The 22,586-nt window shown below is 71.2% G+C and carries 21 protein-coding genes; 12 read left to right on the top strand and 9 right to left on the bottom strand.

From position 1 onward, the window contains the following. The first annotated feature begins 70 nt into the window (after positions 1 to 70). The gene (locus tag ACZ69Q_RS19365; protein WP_471043176.1) at positions 71 to 1,528 is read left to right on the top strand and encodes an aldehyde dehydrogenase; all 1,458 of its coding nucleotides are present in this window, start codon (positions 71 to 73) and stop codon (positions 1,526 to 1,528) included. A gap of 3 nt (positions 1,529 to 1,531) precedes the next feature. Continuing rightward, positions 1,532 to 1,765, top strand: a complete 234-nt coding sequence (locus ACZ69Q_RS19370) for a ferredoxin (protein ID WP_471043177.1) — start codon at positions 1,532 to 1,534, stop codon at positions 1,763 to 1,765. A 257-nt stretch (positions 1,766 to 2,022) separates the two neighbouring features. Here the strand turns inward: ACZ69Q_RS19370 and ACZ69Q_RS19375 are convergent, their stop codons facing one another. Further along, complete coding sequence (locus ACZ69Q_RS19375) at positions 2,023 to 2,643, bottom strand: TetR family transcriptional regulator (protein WP_471043180.1); 621 nt, start codon at positions 2,641 to 2,643, stop codon at positions 2,023 to 2,025. Between the two features lie 210 nt (positions 2,644 to 2,853). Between ACZ69Q_RS19375 and ACZ69Q_RS19380 the strand changes: the two genes are divergently transcribed. The 3 genes from ACZ69Q_RS19380 (at position 2,854) to ACZ69Q_RS19390 (ending at position 6,315) form a co-directional block, all read left to right on the top strand. Continuing rightward, a complete protein-coding gene (locus ACZ69Q_RS19380) occupies positions 2,854 to 4,386 on the top strand; it encodes a glycosyltransferase family 4 protein (protein WP_471043181.1) in 1,533 nt (510 codons plus the stop codon). Positions 4,387 to 4,486: 100 nt separating this feature from the next. Next, a complete protein-coding gene (locus tag ACZ69Q_RS19385; protein ID WP_471043183.1) occupies positions 4,487 to 5,248 on the top strand; it encodes a class I SAM-dependent methyltransferase in 762 nt (253 codons plus the stop codon). After that, positions 5,245 to 6,315: a prenyltransferase/squalene oxidase repeat-containing protein gene (locus ACZ69Q_RS19390; RefSeq protein WP_471043184.1), complete on the top strand. Its 1,071-nt coding sequence runs from the start codon at positions 5,245 to 5,247 to the stop codon at positions 6,313 to 6,315. The genes ACZ69Q_RS19385 and ACZ69Q_RS19390 overlap by 4 nt, the downstream gene beginning before the upstream one ends. Before the next feature lie 19 nt (positions 6,316 to 6,334). On the opposite strand, the gene ACZ69Q_RS19395 is transcribed toward ACZ69Q_RS19390, so the two are convergent. Then, entirely contained in the window at positions 6,335 to 6,628 is a 294-nt protein-coding gene (locus ACZ69Q_RS19395) for a hypothetical protein (protein WP_471043185.1), read from the bottom strand. Between the two features lie 160 nt (positions 6,629 to 6,788). Here ACZ69Q_RS19395 and ACZ69Q_RS19400 point away from each other — a divergent pair, with 160 nt between their 5' ends. The 3 genes from ACZ69Q_RS19400 to ACZ69Q_RS19410 are packed head-to-tail and all read left to right on the top strand — an operon-like array spanning position 6,789 to position 10,451. Beyond that, positions 6,789 to 8,126 carry a hypothetical protein gene (locus ACZ69Q_RS19400; RefSeq protein ID WP_471043187.1) on the top strand — a complete coding sequence of 446 codons (1,338 nt, stop codon included), beginning with the start codon at positions 6,789 to 6,791 and terminating at the stop codon, positions 8,124 to 8,126. Further along, positions 8,123 to 9,691, top strand: a complete 1,569-nt coding sequence (locus ACZ69Q_RS19405) for a vWA domain-containing protein (protein ID WP_471043188.1) — start codon at positions 8,123 to 8,125, stop codon at positions 9,689 to 9,691. Before ACZ69Q_RS19400 ends, ACZ69Q_RS19405 begins: the two co-directional genes overlap by 4 nt. Next, positions 9,678 to 10,451: a hypothetical protein gene (locus tag ACZ69Q_RS19410; RefSeq protein ID WP_471043190.1), complete on the top strand. Its 774-nt coding sequence runs from the start codon at positions 9,678 to 9,680 to the stop codon at positions 10,449 to 10,451. Before ACZ69Q_RS19405 ends, ACZ69Q_RS19410 begins: the two co-directional genes overlap by 14 nt. 15 nt (positions 10,452 to 10,466) lie before the next feature. Here ACZ69Q_RS19410 and ACZ69Q_RS19415 read toward each other — a convergent pair whose 3' ends face one another. The 5 genes from ACZ69Q_RS19415 to ACZ69Q_RS19435 all read right to left on the bottom strand — a co-directional run bounded on the left by ACZ69Q_RS19415 (position 10,467) and on the right by ACZ69Q_RS19435 (position 16,211). Further along, on the bottom strand, positions 10,467 to 11,477 hold the full coding sequence (locus tag ACZ69Q_RS19415) for an LLM class F420-dependent oxidoreductase (protein WP_471043192.1): 1,011 nt from the start codon (positions 11,475 to 11,477) through the stop codon (positions 10,467 to 10,469). Between the two features lie 111 nt (positions 11,478 to 11,588). Continuing rightward, a complete protein-coding gene (locus ACZ69Q_RS19420; protein WP_471043194.1) occupies positions 11,589 to 12,365 on the bottom strand; it encodes a hypothetical protein in 777 nt (258 codons plus the stop codon). 164 nt (positions 12,366 to 12,529) lie between these two features. Further along, positions 12,530 to 13,477 carry an N-acetylmuramoyl-L-alanine amidase gene (locus tag ACZ69Q_RS19425; RefSeq protein ID WP_471043196.1) on the bottom strand — a complete coding sequence of 316 codons (948 nt, stop codon included), beginning with the start codon at positions 13,475 to 13,477 and terminating at the stop codon, positions 12,530 to 12,532. A 64-nt stretch (positions 13,478 to 13,541) separates the two neighbouring features. Continuing rightward, on the bottom strand, positions 13,542 to 14,192 hold the full coding sequence (locus ACZ69Q_RS19430) for a class I SAM-dependent methyltransferase (protein ID WP_471043197.1): 651 nt from the start codon (positions 14,190 to 14,192) through the stop codon (positions 13,542 to 13,544). Between the two features lie 252 nt (positions 14,193 to 14,444). After that, the gene (locus ACZ69Q_RS19435) at positions 14,445 to 16,211 is read right to left on the bottom strand and encodes an MFS transporter (protein WP_471043199.1); all 1,767 of its coding nucleotides are present in this window, start codon (positions 16,209 to 16,211) and stop codon (positions 14,445 to 14,447) included. Positions 16,212 to 16,396: 185 nt separating this feature from the next. Between ACZ69Q_RS19435 and ACZ69Q_RS19440 the strand changes: the two genes are divergently transcribed. The 3 genes from ACZ69Q_RS19440 to ACZ69Q_RS19450 are packed head-to-tail and all read left to right on the top strand — an operon-like array spanning position 16,397 to position 19,300. Further along, complete coding sequence (locus ACZ69Q_RS19440) at positions 16,397 to 17,872, top strand: DHA2 family efflux MFS transporter permease subunit (protein ID WP_471043202.1); 1,476 nt, start codon at positions 16,397 to 16,399, stop codon at positions 17,870 to 17,872. A 52-nt stretch (positions 17,873 to 17,924) separates the two neighbouring features. Continuing rightward, a complete protein-coding gene (locus ACZ69Q_RS19445; protein WP_471043205.1) occupies positions 17,925 to 18,467 on the top strand; it encodes a SigE family RNA polymerase sigma factor in 543 nt (180 codons plus the stop codon). Next, a complete protein-coding gene (locus ACZ69Q_RS19450) occupies positions 18,464 to 19,300 on the top strand; it encodes a hypothetical protein (RefSeq protein ID WP_471043207.1) in 837 nt (278 codons plus the stop codon). The genes ACZ69Q_RS19445 and ACZ69Q_RS19450 overlap by 4 nt, the downstream gene beginning before the upstream one ends. Before the next feature lie 199 nt (positions 19,301 to 19,499). Here ACZ69Q_RS19450 and ACZ69Q_RS19455 read toward each other — a convergent pair whose 3' ends face one another. Both ACZ69Q_RS19455 and ACZ69Q_RS19460 read right to left on the bottom strand, forming a co-directional pair. Then, positions 19,500 to 20,132, bottom strand: a complete 633-nt coding sequence (locus ACZ69Q_RS19455; RefSeq protein ID WP_471043717.1) for a response regulator — start codon at positions 20,130 to 20,132, stop codon at positions 19,500 to 19,502. 140 nt (positions 20,133 to 20,272) lie between these two features. Next, positions 20,273 to 21,436, bottom strand: coding sequence for a sensor histidine kinase (locus ACZ69Q_RS19460; RefSeq protein ID WP_471043209.1), 1,164 nt, complete (start codon positions 21,434 to 21,436; stop codon positions 20,273 to 20,275). A gap of 292 nt (positions 21,437 to 21,728) precedes the next feature. On the opposite strand from ACZ69Q_RS19460, the gene ACZ69Q_RS19465 reads away from it, so the two are divergent. Beyond that, on the top strand, positions 21,729 to 22,583 hold the full coding sequence (locus ACZ69Q_RS19465) for a MaoC/PaaZ C-terminal domain-containing protein (protein WP_471043212.1): 855 nt from the start codon (positions 21,729 to 21,731) through the stop codon (positions 22,581 to 22,583). The last annotated feature ends 3 nt before the right edge of the window (positions 22,584 to 22,586 follow it).

The following is a 22,586-nucleotide window of genomic DNA, read 5'->3' on the forward strand; positions in this document are numbered from 1 at the left end:
GGACGGAACTGGTATCAGTGCGGTAGATCTGATGGATCGTCAGAGTCACGCTCCGGAGAGGCAGTCGGCCATGACCGAGCTCGTGGAACACGGACAACTGTTCATCGGCGGGGAGTTGACCGACCCCCTGGGCAAGGACGTCATCGAGGTGATCTCGCCGCACACGGAAGAGGTCATCGGACGCGTGCCGCACGCCTCGCCGGCCGACGTCGACCGGGCCGTCGCGGTGGCGCGCAAGGCGTTCGACGAGGGGCCCTGGCCTCGGATGAGCCTCGACGAGCGGATCGAGGTCGTCACCCGCATCAAGGACGGGATCGCGGTGCGGCACGAGGAGATCGCCCGGGTGATCTCCTGCGAGAACGGCTCCCCGTACTCCTGGAGCGTCCTCGCGCAGGCGCTCGGCGCGATGATGGTGTGGGACGCGGCGATCACGGTCGCGCGGAACTTCACGTACGAGGAGGCGCGTGACGGCGTCCTCGGCAAGATCCTGGTGCGGCGCGAGCCGGTCGGGGTCGTGGCGGCCGTCGTCCCCTGGAACGTCCCGCAGTTCGTCGCCGCCGCAAAGCTCGCGCCCGCGCTGCTCACCGGCTGCACGGTGGTGCTCAAGCCGTCGCCCGAGTCACCGCTGGACGCCTACCTCCTCGCCGAGATCGCGAAGGACGCGGGGCTGCCGGAGGGCGTGCTGTCCATCCTGCCCGCGGACCGCGAGGTCAGTGAGTACCTGGTCGGGCACCCCTCGATCGACAAGGTCTCCTTCACCGGCTCGGTCGCGGCAGGCAGGCGCGTCATGGAGGTCGCCGCCCGCAATCTCACCCGCGTCACGCTGGAGTTGGGGGGCAAGTCGGCGGCCGTCGTCCTGCCGGACGCGGACGTCGAGGCGACCGTCGCGGGTGTCGTGCCGGCGGCCTGGATGAACAACGGCCAGGCATGCGTGGCCCAGACGCGCATCCTGCTCCCGCGCTCCCGCTACGACGAGTTCGCCGAGGCCTTCGCCGCGGCGGCCGGCGCGCTGGTGGTCGGCGACCCGCTCGACCCGGCGACCCAGGTGGGCCCGCTGGTGGCGCAGCGGCAGCAGCGCCGCAACCTCGACTACATCCGCATCGGGCAGGAGGAAGGCGCGAAGATCCTGACCGGTGGCGGGCGTCCGGCGGGGCAGGGCAAGGGCTGGTACGTCGAGCCGACGCTCTTCGGGGACGTCGACAACTCCATGCGGATCGCCCGCGAGGAGATCTTCGGGCCGGTGATCTGCCTTCTTCCCTACGGCGACGAGTCCGAGGCCGTGAAGATCGCCAACGACTCCGACTACGGCCTGAGCGGCAGCGTCTGGACCGCCGACACCGAGCGCGGCATCGAGGTCGCGCGGCAGGTCCGTACCGGCACGTACTCGGTGAACACCTTCAGCCTGGACATGCTGGGCCCGTTCGGCGGCTACAAGAACTCCGGTCTGGGGCGGGAGTTCGGACCCGAGGGGTTCGGCGAGTATCTGGAGCACAAGATGATCCACCTCCCGGCGGGCTGGGAGGCGTAGGGGATGGGTGACCGCTGGCACGTCGAGGTCGACCGGTCGGTGTGCATCGGCTCGGCCCAGTGCGTCCACCATGCCCCCGGCGGCTTCCGCCTCGACTCAGGCCGCCAGTCCCATCCGGCCGACCCGGAGACCGACGCGAACGAGCAGATCCTGGCGGCGGCGGAGAGCTGTCCCGTCGAGGCGATCGTGATCACGCTGCTCGGGAGCGGGGAGCCGGTGTTCCCGCCGGAGGAATAACGCCGGAAAAGTTCCCTTCGGACGGGTTAATCCGCGACTGTCTGTTCTATTCTGGAAGTCGGCCTACGAGGCGAGTGAGGGAGTCCGACCGGAGTAGCCGACTCTGGCGAGAGGCATGAGTAGGAGACCGCTTCCGCTGGGGCCGACGTCGACGGTCGGGCTGAGAGGCCGGAAGGCCGTACGCGGCGTACGACCTGAAGGCGACCCCCACCACCTGATCCGGACCATGCCGGCGAAGGGAACCCGTCTCGTAGGTCCTACTCGTGCCCTTCCGGGTTCGTCAGGTCGATCAGGCGGCACACCGTCTCGATGTCGATCTTCACCTGGGCGATCGAGGCGCGGCCGGACAGCCAGGTGATCAGGGCCGAGTGCCAGGTGTGCTCGATGACGCGGACGGCGGAGAGCTGCTCGGGCGTCGGGTTCTCCAGGCCCATCGCGTCCAGGATGATCACCGTGGTCTGACGCGAGACCTGGTCGACCTCGGGGGAGACGCTGCGGTCGGCGAAGGTCAGCGCCCGCACCATCGCGTCGGCCAGATGCGGCTCGCGTTGCAGCGCGCGGAACGCCCGCATCAGGGTCTCCGCGACCCGCTCGGCCGCCGTCGCGCCCTGCGGCGGCTTCTTCCGCAGCGTGCCGTGCATGTGCTCCAACTGGTCCTGCATCGTGGCGACCAGCAGATGCACCTTGGACGGGAAGTACCGGTACAGCGTGCCGAGCGCCACCTGCGAGGACTCCGCGACCTCCCGCATCTGTACGGCGTCGAAGCCGCCCCTGCTGGCGAGCTGCGCGCTGGCGTGCAGGATGCGCCGGCGACGGGCCTCCTGCCGCTCGGTGAGTGGCGGTGAGGAGGGGCTCGCGCTACTGACTTCCGCAGGCATGGATCCCGTTCCGTGACAGTCGGTGAGGGTGAGTGACCGGACAGAGCATGCCAGCGCGTCGGTCGTGGCGTGAATCACCTGATCCATCGCTCACAGCGGCGCTACCTGCCGGTAGATTCAGAGCCTCTTGAACGATCAAGTCTGAAACTTGTTCTAGATTAGCGTCCCGGCGTAATCTCGCGGGACCATGCAGGGAGAAGGGGGCCCAGAGTGACCGCTGAGGCCAGGGAGGCCGGGTCCCCACAGGACCCCGCCGCCGACGGCGAGCGACCGCTCGACATCGCGCTTCTCACCTATAAAGGGAACCCGTTCTGCGGCGGCCAGGGCGTCTACGTACGCCATCTCTCCCGCGAGCTCGCCCGCCTCGGCCACCGCGTCGAGGTCATCGGTTCCCAGCCCTATCCCGTCCTCGACGAGGGCGCGGAGTACGCCGGCCGGCTGACCCTCACCGAACTCCCCAGCCTCGACCTCTACCGCCAGCCCGACCCCTTCCGCACGCCCGGACGGGACGAGTACCGCGACTGGATCGACGCGCTGGAAGTGGCGACGATGTGGACCGGCGGCTTCCCCGAGCCGCTGACCTTCTCGCTGCGCGCCCGCCGACTGCTGCGCGCCCGGCGCGGCGACTTCGACGTCGTGCACGACAACCAGACCCTGGGATACGGCCTGTTGGGAGACGTGGGCGCGCCCCTCGTCACCACCATCCACCACCCCATCACCGTGGACCGCCAGTTGGAGCTGGACGCGGCCGACGGGTGGCGGCGGCGGATGTCGGTTCGGCGCTGGTACGCCTTCACCCGGATGCAGAAGCGCGTGGCGCGCCGCCTGCCGTCCGTCCTGACCGTCTCCGGCACCTCGCGCCAGGAGATCGTCGACCACCTCGGCGTCGCGCAGGACCGCGTCCACGTGGTGCACATCGGCGCGGACACCGACCTCTTCTCGCCGGATCCGTCGGTCCGGCGGATCCCCGGCCGCATCGTCACGACCTCCAGCGCGGACGTCCCGCTGAAGGGCCTGGTCTTCCTCGTCGAGGCGCTCGCCAAGGTCCGCACCGAGCACCCCGACGCCCACCTCGTCGTCGTCGGCAAGCGGCCCACCGAGGGGGCGGTCGCGCAGGCCGTCGAGCGCTACGGCCTCGAAGGCGCCGTCGAGTTCGTCAAGGGCATCTCCGACGCCGAACTCGTCGACCTGGTGCGCTCGGCCGAGGTCGCGTGCGTGCCGTCGCTGTACGAGGGCTTCTCCCTGCCGGCCGCCGAGGCCATGGCCACCGGGACGCCGCTCGTCGCCACGACCGGCGGCGCGATTCCCGAGGTCGCCGGACGCGACGGCGAGACGTGTCTGGCGGTGCCGCCGGGGGACGCGGGTGCACTGGCCGCTGGGTTGAGCCGGCTGCTGGGGGACGCGGAACTGCGCGGGCGGCTGGGAGCGGCCGGACGCGAGCGGGTCCTGCGGCACTACACCTGGGCCAAGGCCGCCGAGGGAACGGTGGCCCGCTACCGCGAGGCGATGGCCCACTCGGACGCCGAGCACGCCCGCCGCTCCACGGCACCGGCCGCCGACCGCTCCACGGCACGGTCCGCCGACCGCTCCGCCGAGTCGTCCGCCGCACGGTCCGCCGAGCCCTCCGCGCTCCAGACCTCCGGCCGTCCCGCCGCCGGGGCCGCGGCCGAGGCCGGGCGCGCCGTACCGGCGACGGAGGCCGAGGCAGGCAGCCCCGCCCGTATGACCGAGGCCGCCCAGTGACCGCCGGGCAGCCGGCCGGCGGCCCCAGTCCTCGTTCCCGCCACTGCCTCCACCCTCGCCCCCGCCCCGCCCACCGATCCGACCGTGAAAGCAGGCCCTCGTGCTGACCGTCGACTTCTCCCGGTTCCCGCTCGCCCCGGGCGACCGCGTTCTGGACCTCGGCTGCGGTGCCGGTCGGCACGCGTTCGAGTGCTACCGGCGCGGCGCCCAGGTCGTGGCGCTGGACCAGAACGGTGAGGAGATCCGCGAGGTCGCGAAGTGGTTCGCGGCGATGAAGGAGGCCGGGGAGGCCCCCGAGGGCGCCACCGCCACCGCGATGGAGGGCGACGCGCTCGCCCTGCCCTTCCCGGACGAGTCCTTCGACGTCGTGATCATCTCCGAGGTCATGGAGCACATCCCGGACGACAAGGGCGTCCTCGCCGAGATGGTGCGGGTGCTCAAGCCCGGCGGCCGGATCGCCATCACCGTCCCGCGCTACGGCCCCGAGAAGGTTTGCTGGACGCTGTCCGACGCCTACCACGAGGTCGAGGGCGGCCACATCCGCATCTACAAGGCGGACGAGCTGCTCGCCAAGATCCGCGAGGCCGGCCTCAAGCCGTACGGCACCCACCACGCGCACGCCCTGCACTCGCCGTACTGGTGGCTGAAGTGCGCCTTCGGCGTCGACAACGACAAGGCGCTGCCGGTGCGCGCGTACCACAAGCTGCTGGTCTGGGACATCATGAAGAAACCCCTGGCCACCCGGGTCGCCGAACAGGCGCTGAACCCGCTGATCGGCAAGAGCTTCGTGGCGTACGCGACCAAGCCGCACCTGCCGCGGCTGTCCGAGACCTCCGAGACCTCCGAGGCGGCCGCCAAGTGACCACCCCCCGGACAGAACACCTCGTCCTGCCCGGGGTCCTCACCGCCGAGCAGGCCGCCGCGACCGTGGCCGGCATTCTCGCGGTACAGCGGGAGGACGGGGCGATCCCGTGGTTCCGCGGACACCACCTCGACCCCTGGGACCACGTCGAGGCCGCGATGGCGCTGGACACCGCCGGCGAACACGCGGCGGCCGAGCGGGCGTACACCTGGCTGGCGACGCATCAGAACGAGGACGGCTCCTGGTACGCGGCCTACGCGGACGGCGCCTTCGACGACGTCACCGACACCGGGCGCGAGACCAACTTCGTCGCCTACATCGCGGTGGGCGTGTGGCACCACTACCTCTCCACCGGCGACGACACCTTCCTCGACCGCATGTGGCCGTCCGTCTACGGCGCCATCGAGTTCGTCCTGCAACTCCAGCAGCCCGGCGGGCAGATCGGCTGGCGCCGCGACGAGGACGGCACGGCGACCCGGGACGCGCTGCTGACCGGCTCCTCCTCGATCCACCACGCCCTGCGGTGCGCCCTCGCCATCGCCGAGCAGCGCGAAGAGCCGCAACCCGACTGGGAGTTGGCCGCGGGCGCGCTACGCCACGCGATACGCCGGCATCCGGAGCGGTTCCTCGACAAGGACCGCTACTCCATGGACTGGTACTACCCCGTGCTGGGCGGCGCGCTGACGGGCGCCGAGGCCAAGTCCCGTATGGAGGAGGGCTGGGAGCGCTTCGTCGTGCCCGGACTCGGTGTGCGGTGTGTCGTACCGAACCCGTGGGTGACGGGCGGGGAGTCGGCCGAACTCGCCCTGGCCCTGTGGGCGATGGGCGAGTCCGACCGGGCGCTCGACATCCTCCAGTCCATCCAGCATCTGCGGGACACCGAGAGCGGGTTGTACTGGACCGGGTACGTCTTCGAGGACGAGGCCATCTGGCCGCGCGAGCTCACGACCTGGACGGCCGGCTCCCTGCTGCTGGCCGTCGCGGCGCTGGGCGGGCACGAGGCCACGTGCGCGGTGTTCGGCGGGGACCGCCTGCCGTCCGGGCTGGACCCCGACTGCTGCGCCTGAGGGCCCGGGTGGCGCACCCTCAGTGGCGGTGCACCCGATTGGCTATGGCGTGCCCCACGAACAGGTACACAAGCGCCGCCAGTCCGTAACCGGCGACCACCCGCGCCCACTCCTCGTCGAACGTGAACAGATCGTGCGACCAGCCGGCCAGCCAGCGAGCCGCGTCATGGACGAACTGGACGAAGTCGTTCGCCCGGTTGGCGTCCAGCAGGTACATCAGGATCCACAGGCCCAGGATGAGGGCCATGACATCGGCGACGATGGCGATGACCCGGCCGGCCTGACTGGCACCGTTGCTATATCGAGGGGACATGCCCTGCGGGTAGCCCTTGAGACGTGAACGAAACCCGCGGCGCGAGGCGGGGTGCCGAAATGCGAACGGGGCGCTACGTTCAACTCACGTTCCCCGCAAGGTCGTTCGCCGGTAAGCATGATCACCGACGATCCTCCTCCCGGAGAGGGCAGGAGAGCCGGTGTCCCAAGCAGACAGACCGCACGCCACATCCGACGCCGACAGACCACGAACCGCGCAGGAACCACGACTGCGCACCCGCGACAGGAACCGCCCCCGCGCACGGTTACCGATCCACGTCCTGATCGCTCTTCCGCTCGCCCTGACCGGCCTGATCGCCCTGCTGGTCACGGGCAACGCGCTGCGGCCCTTCGAGCGCGTCATCACGATCGAGGCCAGGATGGCCTCCAAGTCCGACTACTTCAAAGACCCCGAGGTACAGCGGCTGCTGCTCAAGCACGGCCTGCGCGTCGACATCCACCGGCTCGGCTCCCGCGGCATCGCCACGCAGTCCCTGGCGGGCATGGACGCCGTCTTCCCGTCCGGCCAGCCCGCGGCCAAGCAGATCCTCAACCGGCAGGACCACTCGGTGCGTTCGGTGCGCCCCTTCGTGACGCCGCTGGTGCTCGGCACCTTCCGGGCCTACGCCGACACCCTGGAGAAGATGGGCGTGGCCACCGCACAGCCCACGACCGACGGCGGCAGAACGCTCTACTACGACCTCGACATGGACCTGTTCATGGGCCTGCTCGACGGCACGACCGGCAAGCAGAACAAGGACCTGACCGGCGATCAGGACCGCGATGGCGTCACCGAACGCGCCGACACCTGGAACGGCATCGGCTTCGACCGGCCCGGCGGGCGCAGCAACAGCGGCCGCGTCCTGGTGCGCACCTCCAGCGTCTGCGAGTCGAACGCCGCCGGCACCTACCTGAGCATCCTCGCCTTCGTGGCGAACGACGACAGCACCCCCGGCGCGGGCCAGGCCGACGAGACCAAGGCGATGGAAGAGGCCCGCACCGTCGCCCGGAAGATCAAACCCCTCATCGACCTCCAGGGCATGTGGGCCGACGAACAGGCCGACAGCTACCTCTCCGACCTCGGCGAGAGCATCGCGCCCATCTCACTGATCTACGAGCACCAGTACCTGGCCCACCAGATCGCCTACGAGCGCGGGCACGGCAAGGCGGACACCGACCGCGTCTTGCTCTACCCCACCCCCTACGCCCTCACCGAGCCCCAGCTCATCTCCCTGAGCAACGAGGGCGACCGGCTGGTCCGCGTCATCCAGACCGACCCCGAACTGCGCCAGCGCGCCATCGAGCTGGGCTTCCGCGTCCGCTTCTCCGGCGAGGACGGCACCAGCGACCAGCTCAACGCCTACCTGGGCGAACACGGCATACAGGTACCGAGACCCAACCGCGACGAGACCAAGGTCTATGAACCAGCCCTGAACGTCCTGGAGGAGATCATCGACTCCGCGGGCTCCTGCCCGAAGCCCGCGCTGGGCACCCCGTGAAGCGCCGCACACGCACCCTCACCGCCTGTCTGACCCTGACCCTGCTCGCCGCCCTCACCTCCTGCGGCGGAGGAGACGAGGACATCACCCTCCGAGTCCTCGCCAGCCCCGAACTCGCCGACCTCGAACCACTACTGGGCGAACTGAAGGACGACACCGGCGTCGAGCTGGACATGGACTACCGGGCCACCGCCGACCTGTCCGGCGCCCGCGATCCGTCGTACGACCTGGCCTGGCCGGCCTCCGACCGATCCTTCCTGCTGCGGCTCCAGGACAAGGGCGAACGGGTGGCCCGCCCCGAGTCGACGCCGATCATGCGCTCGCCCGTGGTCATCGGCCTCACCCCGCGGATCGCCGACGCACTGACGGCCCGGGTGCCGGACGGGCGGCTGTCGTGGGCCGACATCGCCGACGCGGCGGCCGACGGCACCGTACGGTTCGGCATGGCCGATCCACGCACCAGCGACACCGGGCGCGCCGCCCTCGTCGGCGTCGCCACCGCGGCCGCCGGCACCGGCAGCGCACTGCGCGAACAAGACGTCTCCTGCGACCGGTTGCGCGGCTTCCGCTCCGGCCAGACCCTCACCGGAGCCAGCTCCCGCGAGCTCATCTCCTCCTACACCGGCCATCAGGGCGCCGCCAACGCGCTGATCGCCCACGAGTCGGAGCTGCTCTCCCTCAACGCCGCCAAGAAGCTGCGCGAACCCCTGCGGATCGTCCACCCCGACGACGGCATGGTGCTGTCCGACTTCCCGCTGCTCCTCCTCGACGCCGACGAACGGGGCGCCTACCGCAAGGTCGTCGACTGGCTGCTGCGGGACGACGTGCAGGTCGAGCTGATGCGGCGCACCTGGCGCCGCCCCGTCAACCAGGACGTCACCCCGGCCGAGCCGCTGCGCGCGGCGGTCGGCAACGCACTGTCCTACCCCGACCGGCTCTCCACCGTGGAGCGGCTGGTCACCGACTACGGGGACCCCGCGAGCACCACCACCGACCAGGTGGTGTTCGTGCTCGACTTCTCCGGATCCATGCGCGGCGAGCGGATCGCCGACCTGCGCGCCGCCTTCGCCGGGCTCAGCGGCGCCGACCCCACCTCCACCGGCAAGTTCGCCCGCTTCTACCGGGGCGAACACCTCACCGTCGTACGGTTCGGCGGGCGGGTCCTTCAGGAACGTACGGTGACCGTGCGCGACGACGGCGACCTGCGCACCCTCGGCAAGGTCGTGGCGGCGGACTCCTTCGACGACTCCACCGCCGTCTGGTCCGCCCTCGACCGCGGCTACCGCATCGCCGCGGACGCCGTGCGTCAGACACCCGAACGGCCCGTCGCCATCGTGCTGATGACCGACGGCGAGAGCAACGCGGGCATCTCCTACGAGGAGTTCCTGCGCCGGCACGACCGGCTGGTAGCCGACGCCCGCGAAGTACCCACCTTCCCCGTCCACTTCGGCGAGGCCGACGCCGCCGCGTTGAGGAAGGCCGCCGCCGCGACGGGCGGCCGCATGGTCGACGCCAACCTTTCCTCACTCTCCGACGCTTTCAAGGAGATCCGTGGGTGTCATTGACAGTCAGTGGTGGAGCATGCGGTGGCCGTGGATGGTCGTCTGGCTCCTGACGGCGGCGTGCGTCGCCGTGGTCGCGCAGTACGTGGTGGCCCGCTGGGTCGCCGCCCGGCGCAGACGACGCGTGCGGGACGGGCGCATGTTCTCCGGCATGTGCATCTACCTCCACGAGACACGGGTCGAGGGCGTCGCGGACATCCTCGGCATACCGAAGGCCGACGTGAACGTCTCCCACGAGACCAGCGTCTCCACCGGCTTCGGGCTCTTCGGCCGCTTCACCGTCGGCGGCCGGGCCGAGCGCGACACCAACACACAGACACGCAGGGAGTACTGGGAGCCCAACACGCCCATGAAGACGATCCGTCTGATCATGGACCGGCTGCGGGCCCGGGACATGGTGGTGGACGCCGACCTCGCGACCGGGCAGCTCTTCCTCACCACGGCCCTCGCCGACGAACTGCGCGGCACCGAGGCCAGGGGCACCCCGCTGACCGCCGTCAGGGGCACGTACGTCTCGGTCTCCGGCCTGTTCACGGTCCGCAGGGACGGCGACGACGTCGTCCTGCGCGCCCGCTACGGCACCGGCGAGTCCCGCGCCCAGGTGAAGATCACCTGCGAGCGGACCTGGGTCCGGGAGGAGGAGTTCCGGGTCGACCGCTTCTCCGCGGACGAGGAGTTCCCTGCCACCTGCCTGGGCAGGGTACGCACCTGGAACGGCACGACCGGCGAACTCACCCTGGACCCGATCTCGGTCTTCCAGTGAACTCCCCGCGCACGGCTAGGAGTTGAGCTCGGCGAGCAGACGCAGCGTGGGCCGGTCGGGCGAGAGGACCAGCAGATCGGTCACCGGCCCCTTGCGCCACGACTCCAGCCGCTCGGCGATGCGTTCACGCGGCCCGACGAGCGAGATCTCGTCCGCGAACGCGTCCGGAACGGCCAGCACGGCCTCCTGCTTACGACCGCTGAGGAACAGCTCCTGAATCCGCCGCGCCTCCTCCTCGTACCCCATCCGCGCCATGAGATCGGCGTGGAAGTTGCGGGCCGCGTGGCCCATACCGCCGATGTAGAAGCCGAGCATGGCCTTGACGGGCAGGAGCCCTTCGGAGACGTCGTCGCAGACCTGGACCCGGGCCATGGGCGCGACGAGGAAGCCCTCCGGCAACTCGCTCACGGCCTCCCCGTACACGTCGGGTCTGCTCGGCGACCAGTACAACGGCAGCCAGCCGTCGGCGATCCGGATGGTCTGGGCGACGTTCTTGGGCCCCTCGGCACCCAGCAGCACGGGAAGGTCCGCCCGCAGCGGATGAGTGATCGGCTTCAGCGCCTTCCCGATCCCCGTCCCGTCCGGCCCGCTGTACGGGTGGGAGTGGAAGCGCCCCTCCAGCGCCACCGGCGCCTCGCGCCGCAGCACTTGGCGTACGACATCGACGTACTCCCTCGTCGCGGTGAGCGGCGACTTCGGGAACGGCCGCCCGTACCACCCCTCCACCACCTGCGGCCCGGACAGCCCGAGCCCCAGCATCATCCGCCCACCGGAGAGATGATCGAGGGTGAGGGCGTGCATGGCGGTGGTCGTGGGGGAGCGGGCGGCCATCTGCGCGACGGCGGTACCGAGCCGGACCGTCGACGTCCGCGCGGCGATCCAGGTGAGCGCGGTGAAGGCGTCCGACCCCCAGGACTCGGCGGTCCACACGGAGTCGTAACCGAGCCGCTCGGCCTCCTGCGCGAGCGGTACGTGGTCCGGGGACGGGCCGCGCCCCCAGTACCCGAGTGCGAGCCCGAGCCGCATACGCCTGCCTCCTGCTGACGGTGTGTCAGACCATCCGGTAGGAGGGCGACTGTACGACAACGGCCCCTCACCGGGAAGGGTGAGGGGCCGTCGTACGACGTGCTCTGCGGCTCAGCCGCGCTGAATCCCCGAGGTGTCCTGAAGCACACCACGGCGACCGTCCTGCGTCTGCGCCACCAGGGCGGCGCCACGCTGCTCGACGGCCAGGTACCAGGTGCCCGGCGCCAGTTCGGCGATCGGCGTCGGCGAACCGTCCTCCGCGAACAGCGGCCGCGGCACGGGAACGGCGAACCAGAACGGCGAGAAGTCCCCGGCAGGCGCCGGCGCGGGAGCCTGCGGCTGCCCACCCCCGAACGGCTGCCCGGCCTGCGGCTGCCCACCGTAGGGCTGCTGCGGCTGCTGGGCCCCCGGGTACCCGTAACCCCCGGGCGGCTGGGCACCGTAGGGCTGCGGCGCGGCAGGGCGGGGGGCCGGGAGGAGGGCGGCCTGCAGGGCGGGGACCAAGGGGGTGGCGACGGCGCCGGCGGCGAGGACGAGGGCGGCGATGAAGCCCAGGATCAGGCCGGCGGCGGCGCTGCCGCCCTCCGGAACGTCCACCAGGGTCCAGAACATGCTCCACGCGGCCAGGATCGTGAACGACACACCGACCGTCCCGAGGTCCAGACCGGCGACCTTGCGCGGCTGGGGCAGGATGCGGTTGACAACGATCAGGGCAGCACCGATGACCCCGCCCAGGTAGGTGCCGAAGCCGACTCCGAGGTTCTCCCACCCGTTGATGTCAACGTTGAAGCCGGAGGCGGAGTAGAGCTGGAGGAACGACGCGATGAACAGCAATACCGCTGCTCCGATCACCACGCCGTCGCCTCGAGTGAGGGAGCGGATATTCACTTCAGGTCCTTCGTCAGTCGTCTCAACATCGGCATCGCTGGAGGCGTCGCTGTCACCATGTCGCCGTCAGGCCCCGGTGTGAAGCGCGGGGGTGGCCCCTCATCGTACGGACGACCTTATCGTCCGACCGACGAGGCTGTCCGCCGGGATCAGCCCGTGGACCACTACCCCCGCAGGAAACTCACGATTCCCTCAGAGATCCCTTGCGCCGCCTTCTGGCGCCAGGCTTCGCTGGTGAGCTGGGCCGCGTCCTTGGTATCGCGCATGTTGCCGCACTCGATGAACACCTTGGGAACCGTTGAGAGATTGAGACCGCCGAGGTCCTTACGCGTGACGAGACCGGTGCCTTCGCCGATGTAGTTGGAGGGGGCGTTGCCCGTGACGCGGACGAAGGAGCCCGCGATGCGTTCGCCGAGGGCGCGGGAGGGGGCGACGATGGGGCCGGTGTTCGCGGCGCCCGCGTTCACCTTGCCGGGGAGGATGACGTGGAAGCCCCGTTGTCCGGCGCCCGCGCCGTCGGCGTGGATGGAGACGACCGCGTCGGCGTGTGCCTTGTTGCCGATCTCGGCCCGCTCGTCGACGCAGGGACCCCAGGAACGGTCGCCGTCCTGCGTGAACTTGACCGTGGCGCCCTGCTTCTCCAGGAGCGTGCGCATGCGGTGGGCGACGTCGAGCGTGAACTTGGCCTCGGTGTAGCCGTCGTTCGTCGACGTACCCGTCGTGTCGCACTCCTTCCAGTTCGTGCCGATGTTCACCTTGCGGTTGATCTCGGACGTGTGCTGGAAGTTGTTCGGGTTGTGGCCCGGGTCGATGACGACGACCTTGCCCTTGAGGGAGCCGGAGGCGGCTGGCGCGGAGGTGGAGTCCGTCGTCGGCGTGGGGCCCGGCGGCTTGTCGTCGCTCGTGGTGGAGTCCGTCGGCGTCGTGTCAGAGGGTGCCTGCGACGGCTGTACGGCCGCGTTGCCGGAGCCGCCTCCGTCGCCGCCCACCGCCTCGTACATCACCCAGCCGAGCAGGGCACCCGGCACCAGCGCGGCGAGGCCCACGGTGAGGACGCGGCGGCGGCTGCGGCGGGGCTGGGGAGGATCGAAGTCCGGACCTACGTACGACACGCCTGACACCTTACGGGCCGACCGCGGCCGGCGCGGGAAGGCCACGGCCGAGCCGCGCCGGAGTTCAGCTTCCCGTGCCCGTCCGCTTCAGCACCCGAAGCGAGTCCGTCACCGACACCTCTGTGAACGCGCCGGACTCCAGCGCCCGGAGGTAGACGCGGTACGGGGCCTGGCCGGTGAACTCGTCCTCCGGGTCCGGGAACACGTCGTGGATGACGAGCAGACCGCCCTCGGCGACATGCGGGGCCCAGCCCTCGTAGTCGGCGTTCGCGTGCTCGTCGGTGTGGCCGCCGTCGATGAAGACCAGGCCGAGCGGGGTGCCCCAGACCTTCGCGACCTGCGGGGAGCGGCCGACCAGGGCGATCACGTGCTCCTCCAGGCCCGCCCGGTGCAGCGTGCGGCGGAACGTCGGCAGCGTGTCCATGAGGCCGATCGCGGGGTCGACCGTCTCCGGGTCGTGGTATTCCCAGCCCGGCTGCTGCTCCTCGCTGCCGCGGTGGTGGTCGACCGTGAGAGCTGTCACACCGGCCTCGCGGGCGGCGTCGGCCAGCAGGATCGTGGAGCGGCCGCAGTAGGTGCCGACCTCCAGGAGGGGCAGCCCGAGGCGCCCGGCCTCGACCGCCGCCGAGTACAGGGCCAGGCCCTCGCCCGTGGGCATGAAGCCCTTCGCCGCCTCGAACGCGGCCAGGATCTCGGGCTTGGGGGCCGGGGCCATGGGGTTCCTTCCCGTAGTACGAGCACTTGGGCGCCCATGCTGCCGCACCCCCCGTCAGCTACCTGACAGGGGGTGCGGAAGCGCCCCTTCAGGGGCGCGGGGCTGTCTCGATATGCGGCTCCGCCGCGCGGGCGCGACAAGCCACGACGCAGCCGCAGCCGCCAGACGGCCTGTCGCAGCACCCCCTTGGGGCGCGCTACCGGACTACCGCGCTACCGGACTACCGGACTAGCGCGCTGCCGCACTACCGCACTACGCAGTCACAGTCGCCGCCCCGGGCAACGCCAGATCCACATCCACCGCACTGTCGTCCCCCGAGTGCGTCGCCGAAGACGCGAGCGGCCCATGGCCGTCGGCCCGCGCGGCCAGGACGTAGGCGCCCTGCGAGGGGACGGCGAGGGCGTAGCTGCCGTCGTCCGAGGAGAGGGTCGCGCCGGCCTGGCGGCCCCGGTGGTCGATCAGGGTGATGTTGGCGCGGGCGACCGGCGTGCCCTCGGCGTCCAGGACCTTCCCGCGGAAGCCCCGCAGGGCCTGCTCGGCGCGCTCCAGGTTGGCGTCCTCCTCGCTGCTGGCGCGCAACTGCGTGTGGGCGGTGGCCGGGCGCTGCTTCGGAAGGAAGAGGGCCAGCAGGAGGCCCGCGGCGACCGCGGCGGTCGCGATCAGGAAGGAGACGCGGAAGCCGTGCATGGTCGGGATCTCGACGCCGCCGACGTTGTTCGCGGTGTTCGCCAGGACCATGCCGATGACGGCGCTGGAGACCGACGTACCGATGGAACGCATCAGCGTGTTCAGGCCGTTCGCCGCGCCCGTCTCCGAGGCGGGGACCGCGCCGATGATCAGGGCGGGCAGGGAGGAGTAGGCGAGGCCGATGCCTGCGCCGAGGACCACCGAGATCACCAGGCTCTGCCAGGGGGCGCTCATCAGGCCGAGGCCGGCGCCGTAGCCGATCGCGATGATCAGCATGCCGAGGATCAGGGTGGTCTTGGGGCCGTACTTGGCCGAGAGGCGGGCGTAGACGGGGGCCGTGAGCATCATCGTCAGGCCGAGCGGGGCGACGAGCAGGCCCGCTACGACCATCGACTGCCCCAGGCCGTAGCCGGTCTCCTTCGGCAACTGCAGGAGCTGCGGCAGGACCAGGGAGACGACGTAGAAGCTGACGCCGACCATGATCGACGCGAGGTTGGTGAAGAGGACGGCCGGGCGGGCGGTGGTGCGCAGGTCGACCAGCGGGGCCTTCGCGCGCAGCTCGTAGACGCCCCAGAGGAGGAGGACGATCGCCGAGCCGGCGAACATGCCGAGCGTGGTGGCCGACGTCCAGCCCCAGTCGCTGCCCTTGGTGATCGGCAGGAGGAAGAGGACCAGGCCGGCGGAGAGGCCGAGCGAGCCGAGGACGTCGAAGGTGCCTTCCGCGCGGACCTTGGACTCCGGTACGACGAGGAGCGTGAGGGCGATGGACAGGACGCCGAGGCCGGCGGCGCCGTAGAAGAGGGCGTGCCAGTTCGCGTGCTGGGCGACCAGGGCCGCGGCGGGCAGCGCGAGGCCGCCGCCGACGCCGATCGAGGAGCTCATCAGCGCCATCGCCGAGCCGAGGCGTTCGCGGGGGAGCATGTCGCGCATCAGGCCGATGCCGAGCGGGATCGCGCCCATCGCGAAGCCCTGGAGGGTACGGCCGACGATCATGGGGAGCAGGGTGCTGGTGAAAGCGCTGATCAGCGCGCCGACCACCATCACGGACAGGCTGGCTATCAGCATGCGCCGCTTGCCGTACAGGTCACCGAGGCGGCCCATGATCGGGGTGGCCACGGCGCCGGAGAGCAGGGTGGAGGTCAGGACCCAGGTGGCGTTGCTGGGCGCGGTGCCCAGCAGCAGCGGCAGGTCCTTGATGACCGGGACGAGCAGGGTCTGCATCACCGCGACAACGATGCCCGCGAACGCGAGGACCGGGACGAGGGCGCCGGATGCGCCCGGGGTGCCGGTGGCCGCTTTGCCGGCGGGCTGTTCGGTCGTCGTTTGTGTCATGTGTACCCCGAACTCCGTGTGCCTGGGCAACTATTCCGATGCTTTGGGTCACTAACGAAATCTTGACCTTCTCTTGGGCTAACGGGGCCGGAGCACCGGATCGCCCGGCGGAGGCGGGCCTAGGCCGTGCGGACATCGGGCCTAGGCCGAAATCCCGATGCCAGGACCGTCAGGTCGTTGAGAGCATGACATCCATGCTCGAAGCCACCGACGTCACCCGCGCCCCTCGCCGCCGTACCGCGCCTCCCACCTGGCTGGTGGTGGCGCTCGCGTGCGCCGGCCAGTTCCTGGTCGTGCTCGACGTGTCCGTCGTGAACGTGGCGCTGCCGTCGATGCGGGCCGGTCTGGGGCTGGACGCGCAGGGCCTGCAGTGGGTGGTGAACGCGTACGCCATCGCCTTCGCCGGGTTCATGCTGCTGGGCGGGCGGGCCGGGGACCTGTACGGCCGTAAGCGGATGTTCCTCGTCGGGCTGGGCCTGTTCACCCTGGCCTCGCTGGCCGGCGGGCTGGCTCAGCAGGACTGGTGGTTGCTGGCCGCGCGGGCCGTGCAGGGGCTGGGCGCGGCTGTGCTGGCGCCCTCCACGCTCACGATCCTGACCGCGGCGGTGCCGGAGGGGGCGGCCCGGGCGCGGGCGATAGGGACGTGGACCGCCGTCGGCGCGGGCGGCGGTGCCGCGGGCGGGCTGGTCGGCGGGGTGCTGGTGGACCTGCTGTCCTGGCGCTGGGTCCTGCTGATCAACGTGCCGGTGGGTGCGATCGTGCTGGCCGGTGCGGCGTTCTGGCTGGCCGAGAGCCGGGCGGGGGAGGGGCGGCGGCTGGACCTTCCGGGAGCCGTGCTGGTGACGGCCGGGCTCGCGACCCTGGCGTTCGGCATCTCCCAGACGGAGGCCGCGGGCTGGACGGCACCGGACACGGTCGTGCCGCTGCTCGCCGGTCTCGCGCTGATCGGCGCCTTCCTCGCCGTGGAGGCGCGTACGGCCGCCCCGCTGATGCCGCTCGGGCTGCTCAGGGTGCGCGCGGTGGCGTCGGCGAACGTGGCGATGTTCCTGTGCGGGTCGGCGATGTTCTGCATGTGGTTCTTCATGACCCTGTACGCCCAGAACGTGCTCCACTACACCCCGCTGGAGGCCGGTCTGGCACTCGTGCCGAGCTCGCTGGCGGTGATCCTTGGCTCCAAGCTCGCGCCGCGGCTCATGCGGGGGTTCGGGCCGCGCGGCGTGGCGGCGGCGGGGACGCTGGTGGCGGCCGTCGGCTTCGGCTGGCAGTCGATGCTGAGCGTGCACGGCGCCTATGTGACCTCGATCATGGTGCCGGGCATCCTGATGATGCTGGGCGCGGGCCTGGCGGCGACCCCGCTCGCGGCCCTGGCCACGTCCGGGGCCCGGCCCGAGGAGGTGGGACTGGTGTCGGGGCTGGTCAACACCTCGCGCACGATGGGCGGTTCCCTGGGACTCGCGGCCATGTCGACGATCGCGGCGGCCCGTTCGGAGGGCAGCGGGGCGCCGGGGCCGCTGACCGAGGGGTACGCGCTCGTGTTCCGTACGTCGACCGTGGTGCTGCTGGTGGGGGCGGTGCTGATGCTGGTGTGGCTGCCGAGGAAGACCTCCGCTGCCTCGCCCAAGACCTCTTCCGTGACTTCCTCGACTTCCTCCGCGAACTGAGGCAACGATCCGGGGGCTCCATGGACTCCTTTGAATATCTAGGGAGGTGCCCATGGGGGATCGCAAGGCGGCTCGGGACTCGGAGTTCCAGAGCTTTGTCATCGGCCGCTGGCCACGCCTGCTGCGGACGGCATTCCTCCTCACGGGGGAACAGCACGCCGCGGAGGACCTGGTCCAGACGACGCTCGAACAGGTCTATGTGGCCTGGCGCAGGGTCGGCTCGGCCGACGACCCGGAGGCGTATGTACGGCGCGTGATGATCAACGCACACGCACGCAAACACCGCAGAAGGCTCAGGGAGTTCCTGGCGCCGAGGGACGACTCGGGACTGGCGCGCGAGGTGGCGGACGCAGGTGACCGCATCGCCCAGGCCGAGGACCGCGACGCGCTGCTGTCGGCGCTGGCTCAACTGCCGCCACGGCAGCGGGAGGCGGTGGTCCTGCGCTACTGGGAGGACCTGACCGAGACACAGACGGCGGAGGCGATGGGCTGTTCCGTCGGCGCGGTGAAGAGCAACGCGGCCAAGGGGATCGCGAAACTCCGCGCCATACCGGGACTGGCCGAGATGGTGACGCAGGAAGGACGCAGCCGATGAGCGCGGACCGGGAGACGAACCACGGCATGACCAGCCACGACACGACACACACGGACATCGCCCTGCTGCTGGCCGACGCCGCGGACGAGGTCGAGATCGGCATAGCCCCCTACGACGCGGTTCTGCGGGGCGGCCGCCGCCGCAGGGCCCGCCGCTGGGCCGTGGCCACGGCGACGGCTCTGGTGCTGGTGGGCTCGGCGGGGACCCTGGCGGTGGCGGGCATGCCGGGTGGTGACGGCGGCCGGGGCGCCTCGGTGGCGACCAGCGCGCCCACCGAACCGGCGCCGGACGTGCGCACGCCCGCGCGGACCCTGCTCGCGGCCGGGACCGACGCCGGCAAGGAATGGCGGGTCGGCGTGGACGTGTGGGAGGCGCCGCGCAACGAGCGCGAGGCGCGCGCCGAGTGGAGCGCGATGGCCGAGTTCGGGCACATCCCGTCAGACCTGCGCGATGCCTCCGACCTGATCGGCAAGAGCTCGTACTTCGTGCGGCGCGAATACGGCGACGAGCAGGACGACCAGGTGCTGATCGAGGACACGTTCTCCGCCGAGGACGGCATGTCCGGCAAGGACATCGAGGCCGTCGCGGTACCCCTGGAACCGGGTTCCGACGGCCCGGAGCGCCTGGTCATCGGCCAGGTCGCCGTGACCGCCCGGCAAGTCGTGTGCACCTGGAAGGACGGCACGACCACCGAGGTTCCCGTGGTGTCGGACGCCTCCGACGTCAACAGCGACGACTTCGTGATCCGGCCGGCGGACGGCTCCCCGGTGAACTGGTTCGTGTGCCTGGCCCCCAAGGGGACGGCGTACAAGTCGGTGGCGGTGACCAAGTAGGGGCGGCGACCACACCTCTTCGCGGGCGCACGGGTCCGACTGCTTCGGGCGGCAGGCGCGGCGGCCGACTACAGGACGATGGGGCTACCGACGCTGACGCTGCCGCTGCCGCTGCCGCTGGTTGCGCAGGACGCGCAGAACACGCCGGACACGGTGCACGCGGCAGCCGTACGGCCGGCCGGGCGGCCCGCATCCCCGCTCACAGCCATCCCTGCTGCCGGGCCTCCCGCAGCGCCTCCATCCGGTTGCGGGCGCCCGTCTTGCCGATGGCGGAGGAGAGGTAGTTGCGGACGGTGGACTCGGACAGATGGAGCTTGCCGGCGATGTCGGCGACCGTGGCGCCCTCCGTCGAGGCGTTGAGGACGTCGCGTTCGCGGGCGGTGAGCGGATTGGGGCCGGCGCTCAGGGCGGCCGCGGCGAGGGCCGGGTCGATCACCGTCTCGCCGGTGAGCACCCGGCGGACGGCGACCGCGAGTTCCTCCACGGGGCCGTCCTTGACCAGGAAGCCGGCGGCGCCCGCCTCCATGGCCCGGCGCAGATAGCCGGGGCGGCCGAACGTCGTCAGGATCAGCACCCGGCAGTCGGGGACCTGGTCACGCAGCTCGGCCGCCGCGTCGAGGCCGCTGAGAGCGGGGAGTTCGATGTCGAGGAGGGCGACGTCGGGGCGGTGAGTGAGAGCGGCGTCCACGATCGCGTCACCGGCCGACACCTGCGCCACGACCTCGATGTCCGGCTCCATCCCGAGCAGTAAAGCGAGTGCTCCGCGCATCATCCCCTGGTCCTCGGCGAGCAGAACCCGGATGGACTTGGCGGGGCGATGATCCCGCGGCATCTCGTTCACGGGCCAAGCGTAGGGCGCACGGGGCTTTTCGCGGACCGCGCGGTAACGGCGCAAAAGCGGTTGTTCTCCTCGTACGGAATGGGCGTGCGCACCGGTGGTTCGTGCTCCGGGGGCGGCCGCCACGCCGTCCGCTACCCGACCGCCTGGGTTGCCGGCTCCCGTGTCTCCACCGGCAGTTCCGCCGTCACCATGAACCCCTGGCGCGGTCCCGGGCCCGCGGTGAGGGTGCCACCGGCCGCCGCCAGCCGCTCCGTCAGGCCCTTCAGTCCCGTGCCCCCGAGGCCCTCCGCCTGGCCGGCCGGCTCGCCACCGTCGTCCGTCACCGTCAGCCGCACCCGCTCTCCGCCGCTGCCCGACACGACGATCTCGCACTGCCGCGCGCCGCTGTGCCGGACGACGTTCGTGACCGCCTCCCGTACCACCCAGCCCAGCAGGGCCTCGGTCTGCGGCACGATCGGCGGGCCCGAGCGGCGTACGACGGGCTCGATGCAGGCGGCCTGCAGCGCCGAGACCGCGCGGTCGAGTTCGGTGCTGAGGCTGCCCTGCCGGTATCCGGTCACGGCCTCGCGGATCTCCGTGAGCGCCTGGCGGCCGACCGACTCGATGTCGTCGAGCTGGGCCTGCGCCGCCGCCACGTCCCCGGCCGCCAGGCGCCGCGCCGCCTCCGACTTCACCACGATCACCGACAGCGTGTGCCCGAGCAGGTCGTGCAGATCCCGGGAGAAGCGCAGCCGTTCCTGCTCGACCGCGCGGCGGGCCAGTTCCTCGCGGGCCGCCCGCAGTTCCCGTACCGCCTCGGACAGGGACAGGATCGCCGCCGTCACCATCGTGGAGATCCAGGTCGCGTAGGCGATGTCGAGGCCGCCCCAGCCGTCGTGGGCGACGGAGACCGCACCGGCCAGCACACCCACGGCCAACCCGGCCGGGCGGAGCTGCGGCATCCGCACGGCCGCGCCCGTCGCCAGCCCGAGCAGCGGAAAGAACAGCAGCCAGTTGCCGCCGTACGCCGCCGCAAGACCGCAGGTGACCAGCGCCATCAGCACCAGCGCCACCCGGGTCGAGGTCTCCTCCCGCGTCTCCTTCACGAAGGAGCGGAACGCCACATAGATATAGAGCGAGTTGAAGGTCAGCAGCCCCAGCCCGCCGATCCACGGGTCCGGGGTCTCCCCCTGGAACAGGTTGGAGCAGGCGCCCATACCCATCAGCAGCCAGGGCAGCAGGCTGTAGCCGTTGGGATCGCGCTCGTCCTTGAACTGCTCGCACGACGTCCTGCGAGCCCTGAACAACCAGGCCATGCCCCTGCCCCCCTGTCGGGTACGAACCGATGGCACCGACGGTACGGAACCGCGCCGCCGCACGGCAGAGGTGCTTGTACGCGCTTCGGCAGGACAAATGTCATGGGTCCCCGGAACCCGACCCGCCCCCGACCTGACACAACGTCAGGAGCCTTCACAACTGCGGTGCGCTCGGCTATACAGAGGGCGCCGGACTGGAACGCGTTCTAGAACGGCCCGTGACGACCTCGGTGCGGCCGACGGTGCGGACGGCCGTACCGAGGTCTTGTACTCCGCCACTGTCAGGAGCCGTATGCCCATCGACGCAGCCAAGGCCCTCGCCGCCGAACCCCGGACCGGCGAGATCTCCTGGAACGCCAAGGACGTCCAGCTCTACCACCTCGGCATCGGCGCCGGCCTGCCCGCCACCGACCCCGACGAACTGCGCTACACCCTGGAGTCCCGGCTGCACGTCCTGCCGAGCTTCGCCACCGTCGCGGGCTCCGGATCACCCGGCGTGATCAGCGGCCTGTCCATGCCCGGCATCGAGGTCGACCTCGCCCGCGTCCTGCACGGCGGCCAGAGCATCGAGCTCCACCGGCCCATCCCCGCGACGGGTACGGCCACCGCGACCAACCGGATCGCCGCCGTCTACGACAAGGGCAAGGCGGCCGTCCTCGTGCTGCGCACCGACGTGGCCGACGCCGACGGCCCGTTGTGGACGAACGACTCCCAGATCTTCATCAAGGGCGAGGGCGGCTGGGGCGGCGACCGGGGCCCCTCCGCCCGCCTCGAACCCCCCGCCGGCGACCCCGACCGGACCGTCGAGCGCTCCGTCCGTGAGGACCAGGCCCTGCTCTACCGCCTCTCCGGCGACTGGAACCCGCTGCACGCCGACCCGGAGTTCGCCAAGGTCGCCGGCTTCGAGCGGCCCATCCTGCACGGTCTGTGCACCTACGGCATGACCCTCAAGGCGGTCGTCGACACCCTGCTCGGCGGCGATGTGACCCGGGTGCGCTCGTACGTCACCCGGTTCGCCGGGGTCGTGTACCCGGGGGAGACCCTGCGGATCCGCATGTGGGCGGGCGAGGGCTCCGTGCGGGTCGCCGTGAGCGCGGTCGAGCGGGACGCGCCCGTCCTCGCCGACACCGTCGTCGAACACACCTGAGTC

The organism is Streptomyces sp. NPDC036764 (assembly GCF_055609385.1).

What these genes read in the sequence shown, in the direction of transcription:
- ACZ69Q_RS19370 (WP_471043177.1), top strand. Translation starts at nt 1,532, where the DNA reads ATGGGTGACCGCTGGCACGTCGAGGTCGACCGGTCGGTGTGCATCGGC.
- ACZ69Q_RS19450 (WP_471043207.1), top strand. Translation starts at nt 18,464, where the DNA reads ATGAGCGCGGACCGGGAGACGAACCACGGCATGACCAGCCACGACACG.
- ACZ69Q_RS19435 (WP_471043199.1), bottom strand. Translation starts at nt 16,211, where the DNA reads ATGACACAAACGACGACCGAACAGCCCGCCGGCAAAGCGGCCACCGGC.
- ACZ69Q_RS19415 (WP_471043192.1), bottom strand. Translation starts at nt 11,477, where the DNA reads ATGCGGCTCGGGCTCGCACTCGGGTACTGGGGGCGCGGCCCGTCCCCG.
- ACZ69Q_RS19465 (WP_471043212.1), top strand. Translation starts at nt 21,729, where the DNA reads ATGCCCATCGACGCAGCCAAGGCCCTCGCCGCCGAACCCCGGACCGGC.
- ACZ69Q_RS19455 (WP_471043717.1), bottom strand. Translation starts at nt 20,132, where the DNA reads ATGCCGCGGGATCATCGCCCCGCCAAGTCCATCCGGGTTCTGCTCGCC.
- ACZ69Q_RS19430 (WP_471043197.1), bottom strand. Translation starts at nt 14,192, where the DNA reads ATGGCCCCGGCCCCCAAGCCCGAGATCCTGGCCGCGTTCGAGGCGGCG.
- ACZ69Q_RS19365 (WP_471043176.1), top strand. Translation starts at nt 71, where the DNA reads ATGACCGAGCTCGTGGAACACGGACAACTGTTCATCGGCGGGGAGTTG.
- ACZ69Q_RS19460 (WP_471043209.1), bottom strand. Translation starts at nt 21,436, where the DNA reads ATGGCCTGGTTGTTCAGGGCTCGCAGGACGTCGTGCGAGCAGTTCAAG.
- ACZ69Q_RS19395 (WP_471043185.1), bottom strand. Translation starts at nt 6,628, where the DNA reads ATGTCCCCTCGATATAGCAACGGTGCCAGTCAGGCCGGCCGGGTCATC.
- ACZ69Q_RS19445 (WP_471043205.1), top strand. Translation starts at nt 17,925, where the DNA reads ATGGGGGATCGCAAGGCGGCTCGGGACTCGGAGTTCCAGAGCTTTGTC.
- ACZ69Q_RS19440 (WP_471043202.1), top strand. Translation starts at nt 16,397, where the DNA reads ATGACATCCATGCTCGAAGCCACCGACGTCACCCGCGCCCCTCGCCGC.
- ACZ69Q_RS19375 (WP_471043180.1), bottom strand. Translation starts at nt 2,643, where the DNA reads ATGCCTGCGGAAGTCAGTAGCGCGAGCCCCTCCTCACCGCCACTCACC.